Source organism: Aminobacter sp. LjRoot7 (genome assembly GCF_964252895.1).
Taxonomy (GTDB): Bacteria; Pseudomonadota; Alphaproteobacteria; order Rhizobiales; family Rhizobiaceae; genus Aminobacter; species Aminobacter aminovorans_B.
On record NZ_CAXUPX020000004.1, the window covers coordinates 160,581 to 177,000 of the forward strand.

Genomic DNA, 16,420 nt, shown 5'->3' on the forward strand with positions numbered 1-16,420 from the left:
CGCCCTTTCTTTTGTCTTCATCCTTGGCGCTCCCGCTCAGATGAACAGGTCGACCTTCTCGAAGGTCCTGACGTCGACAAGCCCGACATCCGAGATGCGCAGTTCGGGGATCACCACCAGCGCCAGCAGCGAGTGCTGCATGTAGGCGTTGTTGAGGCTGCAACCCATGTCGCGCATCGCCTGGACCAGCTTGTCTGCCTTGGCGGCGACGATCTCGGCGCGCTCGTCCGACATCAGGCCGGCGATCGGCATCTCGACCAGCGCCAGTTCCTTGCCTTCGGAGAACAGCACCACGCCGCCGCCGACCTGCCCGAGCCGGTTGGCGGCGAGCGCCATGTCGGCCTTGTTGGTGCCGACGACGATCATGTGGTGGCTGTCATGGGCGACCGTCGAGGCCAGCGCGCAGTCCTTCATGTAGCCGAAGCCGGACACAAAGGCATTGGTCACCTGCCCGGTGGCGCGGTGGCGCTCTACAAGCGCGATCTGGCAGACGTCGTTGCGGCGGTCCATGCCGACCAGCCCGTCCTCGACCGGCAGGTCGGCCTCCAGCGCGCGCGTCGGTGCCTGGTTCTCAATCACGCCGATGACCCGCACCCTGACCTCATTGGCACCCTCGGGCGCCTTGATGTCGAAGTCGCCTGCGCCCAGCTGCTTGCCGAGCTTGACGGTGTTCTTGGCCTCGGCGGGATAGGCATAAGCAGGGATGTCGATGTCGAGCTTGCCGGCCTTGGCGACACGCACGCCGCGGGCATAGACCTCGTCGATCTTCATCTCGGCCAGATCTGAGACGATCAGCACGTCGGCCAACCGGCCCGGCGTGATCGAGCCCAGCTCGCGCTCGAGGCGGAAATGCTGGGCGGTGTTGATCGTTGCCATCTGGATCGCCGTCACCGGCTTCAGTCCCTGCTGGACGGCGTGACGGACGACGCGGTCCATGTGCCCGTCATGCACCAGCGTGCCGGAATGACTGTCGTCGGTGCAAAGGATGAAGTTGCGCGGGTCGATGCCCATCTCGGTCACGGCCTTGATCTGGCTGGCGACGTCGTACCATGCCGAGCCGAGGCGCAGCATCGCCTTCATGCCCTGGCGGACACGGGCGATGGCGTCCTCGGCGCGGGTGCCCTCGTGGTCGTCTTCGGGGCCGCCGGCGACATAGCCGTGGAACGGCAGGCCGAGATCGGGCGAGGCATAATGGCCGCCGACAGTCTTGCCGGCCTTCACCGTCTCGGCGATCTCGCCCGACATGACCAGATTGTTGGCGGCGACGCCCGGGAAGTTCATCACCTCCCCCAGGCCAATAATGTTCTCCCAGGTCATCGCCTCGGCGACGTCCTCGACGGTCAGCACCGCACCGGCATTCTCCAGCCCTGGCGCGGAAGGCACGCAGGACGGCATCTGCACATGCACATTGATCGGCATGGCCAGCGCCTCGTCATGCATCAGCCTGACGCCCTTGAGGCCGAGCACATTAGCGATCTCGTGCGGGTCGATGAACATCGAGGTGGTGCCATGCGGGATGACAGCGCGGGAGAACTCGGTCACCGTCACCATGCCGCTTTCGACATGCATGTGCGCGTCGCACAGGCCGGGCACGAGATAGCGCCCGCCGGCGTCGACAACCTTGGTGCCCTGGCCGATGGCGTGGCTGGCATTTGGCCCGCAATAGGCGAAGCGCCCGGCGATGATTGCCAGGTCCGTGCCCGCGATGATCTCGCCCGAATGCACGTTCACCCAGCGGCCGTTGCGGATGACGAGGTCGGCCGGCTTGCGGCCCATGGCGACGTCGACCAGCTCGGGGGCGGTCTCGGTCCAGGGGCGCGGCTTGGCGAAGGGCGAGCTATTGGGCATTGCAAGGAATCCTGTGTTCTTTCGTAGCGACTGTAGCGAAAGCCACGCCGGAAAACAGAGCCTTGGTTGTGCGGCATGGCCGCCCCGGTATACTTGGCGGCAGAAACGGTTCGGACCGCGTCATGCAGCATCTTCTTTATAGTCGCCGCTGGGTGTGGCCGGGGCTTGCCCTGGCAGCGCTGGCGCTTGCGATCGTGGTGCTGGGCGGACGGCTGGCCACGCGTGCCTATATGGACGAGGCCGAGGCACGCGGACAGACGACGCTCAGGCTCGCGGTCTCTGCGCTGACCGGCCAGATCAGCCGCTACAAGTCGCTGCCGCAGCTGATCGCCGACAATGACGACATCCAGCTGCTGCTCGCCTCGCCCGACGACCCGGCGCTGCGCGACGTCGCAAACCGCTATCTCAAGTCGATCAACGGCCTGCTCGAATCGTCCGACATCTACCTGATCAAGCCGGGTGGCGACACGATCTCGGCCAGCAACTACGATCTGCCCACCACCTTCGTCGGCGAGAATTATTCCTACCGCCCCTACTACCAGGACGCCATCCGTGGCGGCATCGGCCGCTTCTTCGCGCTCGGCGTCATGTCCGGCATGCGCGGCTATTATTTCTCCGCGCCGGTAAAGCTCGGCGACCAGATCGCCGGCGTCGTCGTGCTCAAGGTCCATATCGAGGAGATCGAGGCGTCCTGGCGCGGCGGCGACTTCGAGCTGACAGTCACCGATCCCGAAGGCATCATCTTCATGAGCAGCCGTCCGCTTTGGCTCTATTCGAGCATGAAGCCGCTGACGGCTGACATGCTGGCGCGCACAACCGCCTCGCGACGCTATTCCGACGCCATCCTGCGCAACCTGCCTGTCTCGCGCTTCATGGCCGACGGCCGCGAATTGCTGGCGATCAACGAACGCGGCAATACCCGCGAGTTCCTCGAGGTCGCAGAGGAGATGCCAGAGGCCGGCTGGACGGTGCATGTGCTGGCCGACACGGGTTCCGCCCGCGCCCAGTCGCTGACCGCGGTGGTGCTCGCCCTGCTCGCGCTCGGCCTTGCGGCACTCGCCGGCGCCATCGTCCTGCAGCGCCGCGCCCGCCTGGCCGAGCGTATGCAGATGCAGCAATCGGCGCAGCTGGAGCTGGAGCGCCGCGTCGAGGAGCGCACCGCCGACCTGGCACTGGTTAACAGCCGGCTGGAAACCGAAGTCGCCGAGCGCCGTGCCACCGAACAGCAATTGCGCCAGACCCAGGCCGACCTCATCCAGGCCGGCAAGCTCGCTGCCCTTGGCCAGATGTCGGCGGCACTGTCGCATGAATTCAACCAGCCGCTGGCGGCGGTGAAGACCTATGCCGACAATGCGGCGATCCTGATCGACCGCGAGCGCATCGCCGAGGCCCGCGACAACGTCTCGCGCATTTCGAGCCTCACCGACCGCATGGCCTCGATCAGCAGGCACCTGCGCAACTTCGCCCGCAAGCCGAACCAGAAGCTCGGCCCGGTGTCGCTGCAGGAAGTCGTGCACGACACTCAGGAAATCGTCGGCTGGCGGCTCAAAGCGGCCGACGCGACGCTGTCTGTCGACCTCGGGCCGACGCCGCTGACGGTCAAGGCGGGTTCGGTGCGCCTGCAGCAGGTGCTGGTCAACATCGTCACCAACGCTGCGGACGCCGTGGAAGGCCTGCCCGACCGCCGCATCGAACTGGTGGCGCGGCGCAAGGCTGGAAAGGTCACCGTCACGGTTCGCGACCATGGCCCAGGCGTGCCCAAGGCGATCGCTGAGCGCATCTTCGACCCGTTCTTCTCGACCAAGGGCGTGGGCAAGGGCCTTGGCCTCGGGCTTTCTATTTCATACAACATCATCAAGGACTTCGGTGGGAGTCTTGTTGTCTTGAATCATCCTGAAGGCGGGGCCTTGTTCACAATCGAGCTCGATGCGATGCGCTCCGCCATGCGCGAGGCTGCGGAATGAAGCCGCCAGTCGTGCTCCTTGTCGACGACGAGGACGAGCTGCGCCGCTCGACCGCGCAGTCGCTCGATCTCGCCGGTCTCGCCGTCCAGGACAGCCCCAGCGGCGAGCGTGCGCTCGACTTCATCACCCAGGGCTTCAACGGCGTCGTCGTCTCCGACATCCGCATGCCGGGCATGGACGGCATGACGCTGATGGGCCGCATCCATGAGGTCGATGCCGACATCCCCGTCATCCTCGTCACCGGCCATGGCGACGTCCAGCTTGCCGTGCGCGCCATGCGCGAGGGCGCCTACGACTTCATCGAAAAGCCCTTCACCTCCCAGCACATCGCCGAGATGGCCGCACGCGCCATCGATCGTCGCAAGCTGGTTTTGGAAAACCGTGAGCTGCGCGCCGCAGCCGGCAAGAACGACGACATCGAGGCCCGCCTGCCCGGCCGCAGCAACATCATGGTCGAGCTGCGCTACAAGCTGCGCGCCATCGCCGGAACCGACGCCGATGCGCTGATCATCGGCGACACCGGCACCGGCAAGGAAGTGGCGGCGCGTGCCCTGCACGACATCAGCAGCCGCGCGACAAAACCCTTCGTCGCCATCAATTGCGCCGCCCTGCCCGAAACCCTTATCGAGAGCGAGCTGTTCGGCCACGAGGCCGGCGCCTTTGCCGGCGCGCTTCGGCCGCGCTACGGCAAGTTCGAGCATGCCCGCGGCGGCACCGTGCTGCTCGACGAGATCGGCTCGATGCCTGCCGATCTTCAAGCCAAGTTGCTGCGCGTCATCCAGGACCGCGTCATCTTTCGCCTCGGTTCCAACGAGCCGATCCCCCTCGACGTCCGCTTCATCGCCACCAGCAAGGCCGATCTCGATGCCGAGGTTGCCGCCGGACGCTTCCGCGCCGACCTGCTCTACCGCCTCAATGTCGTGACCTTGCGCATGCCCGCGCTCACGGCACGCCGCGAGGACGTGCCTCTGCTTTTCCTGCAGCTGGTGCGCGAGGCAGCCGGGCGCTACCGCCGCGAAGCGATGGAGGTGCCACCACGCGTCGTCGCCGACATCGCCCGGCTCGACTGGCCCGGCAATGTGCGCGAGCTGCGCAACGCCGCCGACCGCTTCGTGCTCGGCCTCGGGCTGCAGTCCGCCGAAGAGCCTTCCACCGATAGCGATGAGCGGCTGGCCGAGCGGGTCGCCGGCTTCGAGAAGAACGTCATCCAGGCCGCTCTCGTCGCCCACGGCGGCAGCCTCAAGCCGGTCTACGAACAACTCGGAATCTCGCGCAAGACGCTCTACGAGAAGATGCAGCGCTACGGCCTCGACAAGAATCAGGTCGGCATGGCGGACGCTTCGGAGCAGTAGGCGCCGCTCGTTGTGTGGAATTCCACACACCAGGAAAGGCCGATGTTACCTTTTCCACCCATCGACCCGACCGCCATGGCAATTTAGCCGTCAACCATGGCTGTGCGACGTTGCGGAACCGCCCGTGCTGCCGCCCTATCAGCCCACCCAACGCCGGCCCCGGAGGAGCTGTGGTCAAGGCGGAGGTCGAGTTCCGATATCTGGGAGGATTCCGTGAAGAAACTTATCGCCTCGCTGGCGACGGCAGCCGCCGTTGCCATTTTCCCGCTTGCCGCCAATGCGCAGACCTACCCCGAGCGCACCATCACCGTCGTCGTGCCCTTCGCGGCCGGTGGCCCGACCGACACCGTCACCCGTCTCGTTGCTGAATCGATGTCCAAGGACCTCGGCCAGCAGGTCATCGTCGAAAACGTCGGCGGTGCCGGCGGTACGCTTGGTGCCGGCCGCGTCGCTGCCGCCGATCCGGATGGCTACACGCTGCTGCTGCATCACATCGGCATGGCCACGTCAGCCACGCTGTACCGCAAGCTCGCCTATGACACGCTGAACGCCTTCGAATATGTCGGCCTGGTCACCGAAGTGCCGATGACCATCGTTGCCAAGAAGGATCTGGAGCCGACCGACCTCAAGGGCCTGGTCGAATACGCCAAGGCCAACAAGGACACCGTCACCGTCGCCAATGCCGGCATCGGTGCTGCCTCGCATCTGTGCGGCATGCTGTTCATGAGCGCCATCGGCACGCCGCTGGTCACCGTTCCTTACAAGGGCACCGGCCCTGCCATGACCGACCTGCTCGGCGGCCAGGTCGACATCATGTGCGACCAGACCACCAACACCACCAAGCAGATCCAGGCCGGCACCATCAAGGCATACGCGGTCACCTCGCCCGCGCGCCTCGACGTGCTGAAGGACGTTCCGACCACCAAGGAAGGCGGTCTCGACGGCATGGAAGTCGGCATCTGGCACGGCGTCTACGCCCCCAAGGGCACCCCGGCGGAAGTGACCGAGCGGCTTTCAAAGTCGCTGCAGATGGCCCTCAAGGACCCGAATGTCGTTGCCCGCTTCGCCGAGCTCGGCACCATCCCGTCGTCGGAAGCTGACGCGACGCCTGCAGCGCTGAAGGCCAAGCTCGAAGGCGAAATCGCGCGCTGGAAGCCGATCATCGAGGCCGCCGGCCAGTTCGCCGACTAAACCACGCCGCCATCGACCCGGGCCGCGCTCCGGCGCGGCCCTTCTCCGGCTGCCCCTTCTCCCAACGGAGAAGCCCATTCGCTGCAACCCCTTGCCAATTGTCGACGCCGCGCGATCATGCGCACGTTCGATGTCCCCTTGTCGCCCCTAGGGCGTGACCAGGCCAAGGCAGGCGGACGGGGAACAGAACAAGGCAGCCAACGACGTCAGGCGCCAGCAGAGGGCCTCGCATGAAAAACCTCGCCATCGACCCAACCAATGGAGCCTGCGGCGCGATCTTCGTCGCCACCGGCGCCTTCTTCGCCATCCAGGCGCTCGGCCTCGAGCTCGGCACCACCTTCCGCATGGGACCGGGCTATTTCCCGCTCGCGCTTGCCTTGGTGCTGATCGTTCTCGGGCTCATCGTCGTCGTCCAGGCCACCAGGGTGGCGGGTGAACCGCTCGGCCCGATCGCCTGGCGCGGCATGGCCTTCATCCTGCCGGCGCCGGTCTTCTTCGGCCTCACCGTGCGTGGGCTCGGCTTCGTGCCGTCTATCTTCCTGACCTGCCTGATCGCTGCCTTCGCCTCAACACGGATGAAGCCGCTGGCCGCAATCATCCTCTCCGCCGGGGTCACGCTGTTTTCGGTCGTCGTGTTCAGCTACGCGCTGGGCCTGCCGTTCCAGCGCTTCGGCCCCTGGCTGCCGTTCTGAGGAGGATGAGATGGAACTCTTCGACAATCTCGCGCTCGGCTTCTCGACCGCCACGACGCTCGCCAATCTCGGCTTCTGCCTGATCGGCGTCTTGCTCGGCACCCTCATCGGCGTGCTGCCCGGCATCGGCGCCACCGCCACCATCGCCATGCTGTTGCCGATCACCTTCCAGATCGGCGATCCCGTGTCCTCGCTGATCATGCTCGCCGGCATCTATTACGGCGCGCAGTATGGCGGCTCGACCACGGCGATCTTGATCAACATGCCGGGCGAATCCTCGTCCGCCGTGACCGCCATCGACGGCTACCAGATGGCCCGCAAGGGTCGCGCGGGTGCTGCGCTCGCCATCGCTGCCATCGGCTCGTTCTTCGCCGGCACCGTGTCGACCTTCCTCGTTGCCGTCTTCGCACCGCCGCTGACCGCAATTGCCCTGCAATTCGGTGCCGCCGAATACTTCTCGCTAATGGTCGTGGGTCTGGTCTCGTCGATCGCCCTTGCACACGGCTCAATCATCAAGGCGCTCGCCATGGTCGTTCTCGGCCTGCTGCTCGGCCTCGTCGGCACCGACATATACACCGGCACGCCGCGCTTCACGCTCGGCATCCGCGAATATGCCGACGGGCTCAACTTCGTCGCGGTCGCCGTCGGCGTCTTCGGCATTGCCGAGATCCTGCGCAACCTCGAAAGCGAAAAGACCCGCGAAGTGCTGATGGCCAAGGTTTCGGGCCTGTTGCCGACGCGCGAGGATTTCAAGGCGATGGCTGCGCCGATCCTGCGCGGCACGGCGATCGGCTCGGCGCTCGGCATCCTGCCCGGCGGCGGCGCGATCCTCGCAGCCTTTGCCTCCTACACGGTGGAGAAGCGTGTCTCCAAGAACCCGGAAGAGTTCGGCAAGGGTGCTGTCGCCGGCGTCGCCGGTCCGGAATCGGCCAACAATGCCGGTGCCCAGACCTCGTTCATCCCGATGCTGACGCTCGGCATCCCGGCCAATCCCGTCATGGCGCTGATGATTGGCGCCATGATCATTCAGGGCATCGTGCCTGGCCCCAACGTCGCGACCGAGCAGCCTGCGCTGTTCTGGGGCATCATCGCCTCGATGTGGATCGGCAATCTGATGCTGATCATCCTCAACCTGCCGCTGATCGGCCTGTGGGTGAAGCTGCTGACGGTGCCCTATTACGTACTGTTCCCGATCATCATGGCGTTCTGTGCCATCGGCGTTTACAGCGTCAACTCCAACGTCTTCGACCTCTATGCCGTCGCCTTCTTCGGCTTCATCGGCTACGTGCTGGTCAAGCTGCGTTGCGAACCGGCGCCGCTGCTGCTCGGCTTCGTGCTCGGGCCGCTGCTCGAGGAAAACCTGCGCCGCGCCATGATCCTGTCGCGTGGCGACCCGACCACCTTCGTCACCCGTCCGATCAGCGCCATCCTTCTGGCTCTGGCCGCCGGCGTGCTGATCGTCGTGCTGCTGCCGGCAGTGCGCAAGAAGCGCGACGAGGTCTTCGTCGAGGAAGAAGGCTGATAAAGGTCAGCAACTTGGAGCAAAACCAACGGGCGGATTTTCCGCCCGTTGACTTTTCCAGCCCATTGGCAGTCACTTGCAGCACAAACAGGCGGAGGCGGGCATGCGTTCTTTCTGGACTGCTGTGGTTGTTGCTTTTGTTTCATTGTTTTCCGTTGCGGCTGCAAATTCCGAAGAACGCTGGCTGACATTGCCGGAACCGGCGGCCATGCCGGCATCGACCGAAACCGGCTACGCCAAGGTCAACGGCATCGACATGTATTACGCCGTCTACGGTTCAGGCGACCCGGTGCTGCTGATCCATGGCGGCCTCGGCCATGCCGACATCTGGGCGAGCCAGGTGGCTGAACTGTCCAAGACCCACAAGGTGATCGTCGCCGACAGCCGCGGCCACGGCCGTTCGAGCCGCACCAGCGATCCCTTCGGCTATGAACTGATGGCATCCGACTATCTGGCGCTGCTCGACCAACTCAAGATCGACAAGACCGCGATCGTCGGCTGGAGCGACGGCGGCATCATCGGCATCGACATCGCCATGAAGCACCCAGAGCGCTTGACCCGGCTCTACGCGCATGCGGCCAATGTCACCACCGACGGCGTCGACCCCGGCGTCGAGACCAACAAGACCTTCGGCGCCTACATCGAACGCTCCGGCAGGGACTATGCAAAAATGTCCAAGACGCCGGCAGAATACGAAGCCTTCGTCGGCCAGATCAGCGAAATGTGGAAGACGCAGCCGAACTGGACCAAGGAGCAGTTGGCGAAGATCACGGTGCCGACTGCGATCGTGCTCGGCGACCACGACGAGGCGGTGACGCGCAAGCACACCGAATACATGGCCTCGATCATCCCTGGCGCAGAACTGATCATCCTGCCCAACACCAGCCATTTCGCCATGCTGCAAGCACCGGACGAGTACAACAAGTCGGTGCTGGAGTTTATCGACGGCAAATAGGATTTCCGGCTGCCTCCCCGGTTCCGTTTTCGCTGGAAACCGGAACCGGGGATGTCCGCGGTCACCTCTCGGGACAAATGGGCAGCTTGCCGTCATTCGTCGGCATCGATCACGCGCTTCGTTGCCCCTCGGCGGAACAAATCGTGTATGGAGGGCCAAGGCCGCTGACTCGCGGCGCGATGAAATGGCGGACACTCAGCATGGCAATCAAGTTCACTGAAAAGGCGGCATCGGTCGCAGCAAAACCGGCGCCTGCCAAGGCGGCGGCGCCAACTGCTGTAGAACAGGAGGCGGCACAGGTTGCGACCAAGGACACCGCCAAGAAGCCGGCCAAGAAAGCACCCCGCAAGGCTCCGAAATCTGGTGCCGCAGCCGAGTCCCCGTTGCTCGATTTCAACGGAACGAAGTAGCCGCAAGCGCTTGCCGGGACTTGCAATATCGCCCGGCTGCTTTACCAGTTCCGCCCAAGCGGACGTGGCGAAACTGGTAGACGCAAGAGACTTAAAATCTCTCAGCCTCGGCTATGCGGGTTCGAGCCCCGCCGTCCGCACCAAAGAACTTCCCACTGCCCCGCGCCAACGAATCGAGCCTCGATCGCCAAGCATATCCGGCTGCATATTGGCGTGACATAATTGCCACGCTCGCGCTCTTTCCTTACTGCACAACCACACCGGAAAATTGCGGATTGTTTCACAGTGAAATACAACTTCACCGCGTGGGGGCGTTGTGAGTGGGGAGTAGAGTAGATGCACTACAATTGGGAACGTGCACCATATTTCTGGGAAAAACACCGTAGCGCCTGCCTCGGACTTGCCGCCGCCGTTTGCGGCGCCTGGGTCGTCTTTTCCATCGTCCCACTCTGAACCAAGACCAGCTAGCGCCGCACGATAACGCCGTTTGACGGCATGCAACCATTTGCGCCCGGCAACGTTTGAGCCGGCATGGTCGCATATGAATCCTTTGCGCGCCCTGCATCTGTTGCGTCTCCGCTTCAGACGACTGCCCGCTGTCGCCTGACAGCCCGCGCCGACGACGCTCTTGCGCGCCCGGCATCAGGTCGCCCGCTCGCTCGCCGCCTTCGCCGCCCTCGTCAGACAAGCCAGGTAGGCCAAGAGGCTGTCCCTGTCACGGTGCAACGCATGCATTGCGACAGCACTGCCCTTCAAACCGCTGATACACAACGACATCGCACCCAGCGAGGAAACCCATGACCAAGCTCGTCTATGAAATCGTCCAGCACGATGGTGGCTGGGCCTACAAGGTCGGCGACACCTTCTCCGAGACCTTCCCCACCCGTGAACACGCCTTGCAGGCGGCAGAGACAGCTGCCGCAGAACAGCGCGTCTCCGGCTCGACCGACGGCATCCAGTACGAAGATGCCGAGGGCCGCTGGCACGACGAGCTGGCAAAGGGCGACGACAGGCCGGACACCGAAGTCTCCGACTAGCCGCTCGCAAGGAACTGCGTGAACCTTTTGCCATGTCGGCGACACTCACTGGCAACCGGCGAGACGCCGGTCAGCTCAGCGGAGGCCGAACCATGTCGCTCATGTCAGTATTTCCAGGCAAACCAGCATTTGCAGCCAAGGCAGCACTTTCGGCAGCGGCACTTGCCACTGTCGCGGCAACGCTGGCGTTCGGGGCCGCGACGCCCGCGCAGGCGCAATATTGCGAAGGTACCGTGCACGGCCTGTCGCGCGCCTACAATCTTGCGCGCGGCACCGGCTTCCTGGCCGTGCGCGCCGGTCCGAGCGCCGCGGCGCCGATGGTCCACCAGCTGTTCAACGGCGACACCGTCGAGATCACCGACAAGCGCGGCAGCTGGTACTTCGTCGGCGGCGACGGCTTTGAAGGCTGGGCCCACCGCAAATGGATGAGCAATTCCTGCGGCTACTGACCTGCGGCCCGCTCTGACGCGAATGCCTTGGCGGCAATGCGCCGGATCATCGCCGCGACCCGTTGCGGCTCGACGAATTGCGGCATATGGCCGAGGCCTTCGACCAGGTCCAGTTCCAGTCCCTTGATCCTGCCGGCCAGGGGCTCGCCATGCAGCCGGTAGTCGAGCACACGGTCGGCCATGCCGAACATCACGGCGACCGGCAGGTCGAGTTCGCCATAACGCGCCTCGATGGCGCCGAGGTCCCGCTCGATCGCCACCATGTCGGCCGAACTGGCGTAGAAATGGCTTGGCCGCAGCCCGGAGAAACCGCCGCCCGCCGTGCCATAGTCCTTCGGTGCCGCCTGCGGCGAAAACAGGAAGGCCAAGGTCTGCGGCGCGTATTTCAGGCTCGTCGGTATTGCCACCGTCTCGGCAATCAGTCGCCGCTTCAGCGGCGACTTGATGTAGAGCGACCTAAATTCTGGCCGTAGCTCGTCCTCCAGATGCGTCAGCGGCGACAGCAGCACCAGCCCCGACACCGCCTGCGGATGGTTTTCCGCAAGCGCCAGCGCCACGGCACCACCGAGCGAATGGCCGACGACAAGTGGTCGCTCCAGCCCAAGCTCGGTAATGAAGCGTGCGACAAGGTCAGCCTGCTCGACAAGGCTGCCGGAAAAGCCAGCCGGCCGGCCGGAATAGCCCGAGCCCGGCCGGTCAAGCGCGATGCATCTGAAATCGGCGAGTTCAGGAAACAGCGGGTGGCGGAAATGGTGCAGCTGCGCACCGAGGCCGTGGATGAACAGGATCGGCCGGCCCTGCCCTTGCTCGACATAATGGATGTTGTGGCGGCCGAGCTGCAGGAATTTGCCGCTTGCCGGCACGGCGCGCTCGGCCTGCACCGAGATTTTGCGTGTCGCCAGCACGAAATAGCCGCCGACTAGGGCAACGGCGAGGAAGGCGATGCTGGCCACCCAGCCGAGAATCGTCGTCGCCATCGGACCTCCTGTAAGCAACGTCGCCAGCTTAGCCGCCCCGGGGCGCAGGCTCAAACCCACCCGACGCAAAACGGGCGGCCCTGCGGCCGCCCGTTCATAAAAATCATAACGATCCGAAGCTGTTATGCAGCTTCCCTGTCATGGAGCATCGCTATTACGCGACTTCCTTGACGGCGTTCGAGCCCTTGCCATGCAGGCGGATGGCGATCTCGGCAACGCGCTTGCCCTGGAAGTGGGCGCCTTCGAGCTCCTGCGCCGAAGGCTGGCGCGAACCGTCGCCGTCGGATGTCGTGGTCATGCCGTAAGGCGCGCCGCCGCGGACGACGTCGTTGCCCATCTGGCCCTGGTAGGCATAGGACAGCGGCACGATGACCATGCCGTGGTGCTGCAGGTGGATCTGGGCGTTGATCAGCGCCAGCTCCGCGCCGCCATGCTGGGTCGCGGTCGAGACCATCACCGAACCGACCTTGTCGAGCAGCGCGCCCTTGGCCCAGAGCGGGCCGGTCTGGTCGAGGAAGTTCTTCATCTGCGAAGCCATGGTGCCGTAGCGGGTGGCGGTGCCGATGATGATGCCGTCATAGTCGGCCAGTTCGAGCGGGTCGGCGATCGGCGCTTCCTGGTCGAGCTTGTAATAGGCGGCCTTGGCGACAGCCTCTGGTACTAGCTCGGGAACGCGCTTGATGGTCACGTCGGCGCCGCCAGCGCGGGCGCCTTCGGCAGCGGCCTTGGCCATCTGCTCCATGTGGCCCCAGCTCGAATAGTAGAGAACAAGAATCTTAGCCATTTCATCTCTCCAAACGGGAAATCTCGTTGCGCCGTCTTGGGTCGGCGGCTGGTGAGAGATGTAATGCAATGGGCGTTCAATGAAAGCGCCCCAATACGTGACGCATCGTTCACCAAACAGCGACCATTGCCCGCTTGTGCTGGCGGCTGTATCTCACTGGTGCCTTGAACGGAGCATTCGAAATGGCCGACATCGTCACCGCAGCAATGGTCGTCATCGGCGACGAGATCCTGTCCGGCCGCACCAAGGACAAGAACATCGGCCACCTCGCCGACATGATGACCGCCGCGGGCATCGACCTCAGGGAAGTGCGCGTCGTTCCTGATGACGAGGACGAGATCGTCGCCGCGGTCAATGCCGTGCGCGCCCGCTACGACTACGTCTTCACCACGGGCGGCATCGGCCCGACGCATGACGACATCACCGCCGACTCGATTTCCAAGGCCTTCGGCGTGCCGTGCGAATACGAGCCGCGCGCCTATGCCATGCTCGAAGCCAACTACGCCTCGCGCGGGCTCGAATTCTCCGAGGCGCGCAAACGCATGGCGCGCACGCCGCGCGGCGCCGAGCTGATCGAGAATCCGGTCTCGGTGGCCCCCGGCTTCCGCATCGGCAACGTCCACGTCATGGCCGGCGTGCCGTCGATCTTCCAGGCGATGCTCGACAATGTCATGCCGACGCTCCGGACCGGCGCCAAGCTGTTGTCGACGACAGTGCAATGTCCCTATGGCGAAGGCACCATCGGCGGTCCGCTCGGCGAGATCCAGAAGGCGCATCCCGACACGATCATCGGCTCCTACCCGAAATATCTCGACGGTAGCTTCTGGACCGAGTTGGTCGTGCGCTCGCGCTCCGAGCAAGCAATGGAGGCGGCCCGCGTCGCCATCGAGGCCATGCTTGCCGACATAGCGGCCAAAGCGGCTGCGAAGACCTAATCCCCTGAACTTGATCCCGAAGACTTGATCCAGGTCACATTGGAACAAGTACGGGCATGATAGTGTTTCTTTGCTGAGCAGATTTCTGCGCGCAAAGGAGGGTTCCATGCCGTTCAAGACAATCGTTGCCATCATCCAGAGCGAGCGCGACGTCAGCCGCGTTCTCGACGTGGCGATCCCGTTTGCCGACCGGCACGAAAGCCACCTGATCGGCGTCCACGCCGAGGCGCTGGCCATGCCCTACACCACGGCTGTCGGCTTTCCCGACACCGAGTTCATCCAGGCCAATGCCGACCTGTGCAAGGAGCGCGCCGAAAAGGTGCAGAAGGCATTCCTGGCGCGCATCGAAACGTCTGGCGTGTCGTTCGAATGGCGCAGCTTCGAGAGCTTTTCCGGCGACAGCGCGCTGTCAGGGGTCGAAAGCGCGCGTTGCGCCGACATCGTCATCGTCGCCCAGGCGTCGCCCGAGGCCAGGGACTCGGTTGCCGCCGACATCGACTCTTTGATCTACGAGGCCGGCCGGCCGGTGCTAGTCGTGCCGCATTCGGCGCCGCTGATCTCGACGTTCCGCCGGATCCTGATTGCCTGGAATGGCAGCCGCGAAGCCACCCGCGCCGCCTTCGACGCCCTGCCCTTCGTCATCGAGGCCGATGCCACCGATATCCTGGTCATCGACCCCGTCGAGACGGCCGCCCAGAGCATGGATGCGGCCGGCGCGGAAATTGCCTCGGCCTTCGCCCGCCATGGCGCCAAGGTCTCGGTCAGCGTCGAGGCCTCGCGCGGCCACACCGTGGACGCCGTCATCCATAACAAGGTCGTCGAAACCGGCGCCGACCTGCTTGTCATGGGCGCCTACAGCCATTCCTGGATCCGCGAGTTCCTGTTTGGCGGCGTCACCCGCAACGTCCTGCAGGCCGGCGACACCGCGATCCTGCTGTCGCGGTAAGATTACCGACCTAATTACTGGGCAACTCGGCTGCCCCGCCCTTGCCAAGGACGGGCCTTTCCGGCTAATTCCGCCTGCATTCCCTTATTTCCGCGCCATCTGGCGCGCCGAGCCGGAGTGCGCGTCAAATGTCCCTTCCCGAAAAAGCCTTTCCCGTATCCTGGGACCAGTTCCACCGCGACGCGCGTGCGCTCGCCTGGCGCCTCGCCGGCGTCAATCCGCAGTGGAAGGCGATCGTCTGCATCACCCGCGGCGGCCTGGTGCCGGCTGCGATCATCTCGCGCGAGCTTGGCATCCGGCTGATCGAGACGATCTGCATCGCCTCCTATCACGACTACACCTCGCAGGGTCAGTTGCAGGTGCTGAAGGAGATCACGCCCACGCTGCTCGAAGGCGAAGGCGAGAACGTGCTGATCGTCGACGACCTGACCGACACCGGCAAGACCGCCGCGATCGTGCGCGCAATGATGCCCAAGGCGCATTTCGCCACCGTCTACGCCAAGCCCAAGGGCCGTCCGCTCGTCGACACCTTCGTCACCGAAGTGTCGCAGGACACCTGGATCTATTTCCCCTGGGATCTCGGCTTCACCTACCAGAAGCCGATCGCCGAAGACCACATGGGCTGACCTTCCGACTCACAGCTTCGGTTATTCTCAACGCCCGGTCTCATCGCCGGGCGTTTTCGTTATCAATCTATTTACTTTTGTTACGGAGGATTAACCCTACAATTTGTGACACGGCGCATGATTCTACAGGTCGAGTAGGGGCTGCCGATGCTGATGAAGCCTGTCTATCACAACCATCTGGTCGAGCGCATTCGCCGGCTTTTCGGCGCTCCCGCCTGCAGGCTCCAGGTCGCCGCCCTGCCCTGGCACCGCACCTCCACCGGCATCGAGATCATGCTGATCACCAGCCGCGACACCGGCCGCTGGGTCTTGCCCAAGGGCTGGCCGGAACCGGCCGAACGGCTGTGCGAGACAGCGGCGCGCGAAGCGAGCGAGGAAGCCGGCCTCAGCGGATCGGTCGACACCCATGAAGCCGGCCGCTATTTCTATCTCAAGGAGCTTTCCAGCGGCGAGCAGGTCGCCTGCGAGGTGCTGGTCTACCCACTCGAGGTGCGCAAGGTCGCCGAGAAGTGGAAAGAGCGGCGCCAGCGCACGCGCAAGTGGGTATCGCCCAACGAGGCCGCGCGCATGGTCAACGAACCCGATCTTTGCCGGCTGATCTCGTCCTTTGGTGCCGCGCACGGAAAATTCGCCGCCTGAACGGGCGTCCGCCCGCGTATTCCCGGGCTCGCCGCCCGTCCCGACCGTCCTTTCGCCGGCTTCGTCCACGAGGCCGGTTCTCCCCGTTATCCA

Annotated in this window: 16 protein-coding genes and 1 tRNA gene; 14 read left to right on the plus strand and 3 right to left on the minus strand. The window is 64.5% G+C overall.

The features are described from left to right. Positions 1-36 precede the first annotated feature (36 nt). Positions 37-1,848 carry an adenine deaminase gene (gene ade / locus ACSQ3E_RS13760; protein ID WP_436123111.1) on the minus strand — a complete coding sequence of 604 codons (1,812 nt, stop codon included), beginning with the start codon at positions 1,846-1,848 and terminating at the stop codon, positions 37-39. 122 nt (positions 1,849-1,970) lie between these two features. Here ade and ACSQ3E_RS13765 point away from each other — a divergent pair, with 122 nt between their 5' ends. From ACSQ3E_RS13765 to ACSQ3E_RS13810, 10 genes are all read left to right on the plus strand, one after another. Continuing rightward, positions 1,971-3,812: a sensor histidine kinase gene (locus tag ACSQ3E_RS13765; protein ID WP_436123112.1), complete on the plus strand. Its 1,842-nt coding sequence runs from the start codon at positions 1,971-1,973 to the stop codon at positions 3,810-3,812. Then, complete coding sequence (locus tag ACSQ3E_RS13770) at positions 3,809-5,164, plus strand: sigma-54-dependent transcriptional regulator (RefSeq protein ID WP_436123113.1); 1,356 nt, start codon at positions 3,809-3,811, stop codon at positions 5,162-5,164. The genes ACSQ3E_RS13765 and ACSQ3E_RS13770 overlap by 4 nt, the downstream gene beginning before the upstream one ends. Positions 5,165-5,377: 213 nt before the next feature. After that, positions 5,378-6,355 (plus strand): tripartite tricarboxylate transporter substrate-binding protein, encoded by a 978-nt coding sequence (locus ACSQ3E_RS13775; RefSeq protein WP_436123114.1) that lies wholly within the window; start codon positions 5,378-5,380, stop codon positions 6,353-6,355. Positions 6,356-6,585: 230 nt separating this feature from the next. Then, positions 6,586-7,047, plus strand: a complete 462-nt coding sequence (locus ACSQ3E_RS13780) for a tripartite tricarboxylate transporter TctB family protein (protein WP_310327167.1) — start codon at positions 6,586-6,588, stop codon at positions 7,045-7,047. A gap of 10 nt (positions 7,048-7,057) precedes the next feature. Continuing rightward, positions 7,058-8,569: a tripartite tricarboxylate transporter permease gene (locus ACSQ3E_RS13785; RefSeq protein ID WP_436123115.1), complete on the plus strand. Its 1,512-nt coding sequence runs from the start codon at positions 7,058-7,060 to the stop codon at positions 8,567-8,569. A 103-nt stretch (positions 8,570-8,672) separates the two neighbouring features. Continuing rightward, positions 8,673-9,524 (plus strand): alpha/beta fold hydrolase, encoded by an 852-nt coding sequence (locus ACSQ3E_RS13790; RefSeq protein WP_436123116.1) that lies wholly within the window; start codon positions 8,673-8,675, stop codon positions 9,522-9,524. Positions 9,525-9,601: 77 nt separating this feature from the next. Then, entirely contained in the window at positions 9,602-9,934 is a 333-nt protein-coding gene (locus ACSQ3E_RS13795; protein ID WP_436123117.1) for a hypothetical protein, read from the plus strand. A 58-nt stretch (positions 9,935-9,992) separates the two neighbouring features. Next, positions 9,993-10,077: transfer RNA gene (locus ACSQ3E_RS13800), tRNA-Leu, on the plus strand. A 654-nt stretch (positions 10,078-10,731) separates the two neighbouring features. Then, positions 10,732-10,971 carry a DUF2188 domain-containing protein gene (locus ACSQ3E_RS13805; RefSeq protein WP_310327157.1) on the plus strand — a complete coding sequence of 80 codons (240 nt, stop codon included), beginning with the start codon at positions 10,732-10,734 and terminating at the stop codon, positions 10,969-10,971. 101 nt (positions 10,972-11,072) lie between these two features. Then, on the plus strand, positions 11,073-11,420 hold the full coding sequence (locus ACSQ3E_RS13810; RefSeq protein ID WP_436123118.1) for an SH3 domain-containing protein: 348 nt from the start codon (positions 11,073-11,075) through the stop codon (positions 11,418-11,420). Here ACSQ3E_RS13810 and ACSQ3E_RS13815 read toward each other — a convergent pair. Then, positions 11,414-12,397, minus strand: coding sequence for an alpha/beta fold hydrolase (locus ACSQ3E_RS13815; RefSeq protein WP_436123119.1), 984 nt, complete (start codon positions 12,395-12,397; stop codon positions 11,414-11,416). The genes ACSQ3E_RS13810 and ACSQ3E_RS13815 overlap by 7 nt on opposite strands. Before the next feature lie 154 nt (positions 12,398-12,551). Beyond that, positions 12,552-13,181, minus strand: a complete 630-nt coding sequence (gene wrbA / locus ACSQ3E_RS13820) for an NAD(P)H:quinone oxidoreductase type IV (protein ID WP_310327149.1) — start codon at positions 13,179-13,181, stop codon at positions 12,552-12,554. Between the two features lie 182 nt (positions 13,182-13,363). Here wrbA and ACSQ3E_RS13825 point away from each other — a divergent pair, with 182 nt between their 5' ends. The 4 genes from ACSQ3E_RS13825 (at position 13,364) to ACSQ3E_RS13840 (ending at position 16,327) form a co-directional block, all read left to right on the plus strand. Beyond that, entirely contained in the window at positions 13,364-14,116 is a 753-nt protein-coding gene (locus tag ACSQ3E_RS13825; protein ID WP_436123120.1) for a competence/damage-inducible protein A, read from the plus strand. A gap of 106 nt (positions 14,117-14,222) precedes the next feature. Continuing rightward, positions 14,223-15,062, plus strand: a complete 840-nt coding sequence (locus ACSQ3E_RS13830; RefSeq protein WP_436123121.1) for a universal stress protein — start codon at positions 14,223-14,225, stop codon at positions 15,060-15,062. 128 nt (positions 15,063-15,190) lie between these two features. After that, positions 15,191-15,688: a xanthine phosphoribosyltransferase gene (gene gpt / locus ACSQ3E_RS13835; RefSeq protein ID WP_184769017.1), complete on the plus strand. Its 498-nt coding sequence runs from the start codon at positions 15,191-15,193 to the stop codon at positions 15,686-15,688. 147 nt (positions 15,689-15,835) lie between these two features. Then, complete coding sequence (locus ACSQ3E_RS13840) at positions 15,836-16,327, plus strand: NUDIX hydrolase (RefSeq protein ID WP_310327141.1); 492 nt, start codon at positions 15,836-15,838, stop codon at positions 16,325-16,327. The last annotated feature ends 93 nt before the right edge of the window (positions 16,328-16,420 follow it).

Bases quoted from the DNA above. Each gene is read 5' to 3' on its own strand.
- wrbA (WP_310327149.1), bottom strand. From the start codon at position 13,181: ATGGCTAAGATTCTTGTTCTCTACTATTCGAGCTGGGGCCACATGGAG.
- gpt (WP_184769017.1), top strand. From the start codon at position 15,191: ATGTCCCTTCCCGAAAAAGCCTTTCCCGTATCCTGGGACCAGTTCCAC.
- ACSQ3E_RS13790 (WP_436123116.1), top strand. From the start codon at position 8,673: ATGCGTTCTTTCTGGACTGCTGTGGTTGTTGCTTTTGTTTCATTGTTT.
- ACSQ3E_RS13840 (WP_310327141.1), top strand. From the start codon at position 15,836: ATGCTGATGAAGCCTGTCTATCACAACCATCTGGTCGAGCGCATTCGC.
- ACSQ3E_RS13825 (WP_436123120.1), top strand. From the start codon at position 13,364: ATGGCCGACATCGTCACCGCAGCAATGGTCGTCATCGGCGACGAGATC.
- ACSQ3E_RS13785 (WP_436123115.1), top strand. From the start codon at position 7,058: ATGGAACTCTTCGACAATCTCGCGCTCGGCTTCTCGACCGCCACGACG.
- ACSQ3E_RS13770 (WP_436123113.1), top strand. From the start codon at position 3,809: ATGAAGCCGCCAGTCGTGCTCCTTGTCGACGACGAGGACGAGCTGCGC.
- ACSQ3E_RS13780 (WP_310327167.1), top strand. From the start codon at position 6,586: ATGAAAAACCTCGCCATCGACCCAACCAATGGAGCCTGCGGCGCGATC.
- ACSQ3E_RS13830 (WP_436123121.1), top strand. From the start codon at position 14,223: ATGCCGTTCAAGACAATCGTTGCCATCATCCAGAGCGAGCGCGACGTC.
- ACSQ3E_RS13805 (WP_310327157.1), top strand. From the start codon at position 10,732: ATGACCAAGCTCGTCTATGAAATCGTCCAGCACGATGGTGGCTGGGCC.
- ade (WP_436123111.1), bottom strand. From the start codon at position 1,848: ATGCCCAATAGCTCGCCCTTCGCCAAGCCGCGCCCCTGGACCGAGACC.
- ACSQ3E_RS13795 (WP_436123117.1), top strand. From the start codon at position 9,602: ATGGGCAGCTTGCCGTCATTCGTCGGCATCGATCACGCGCTTCGTTGC.
- ACSQ3E_RS13815 (WP_436123119.1), bottom strand. From the start codon at position 12,397: ATGGCGACGACGATTCTCGGCTGGGTGGCCAGCATCGCCTTCCTCGCC.
- ACSQ3E_RS13765 (WP_436123112.1), top strand. From the start codon at position 1,971: ATGCAGCATCTTCTTTATAGTCGCCGCTGGGTGTGGCCGGGGCTTGCC.
- ACSQ3E_RS13810 (WP_436123118.1), top strand. From the start codon at position 11,073: ATGTCAGTATTTCCAGGCAAACCAGCATTTGCAGCCAAGGCAGCACTT.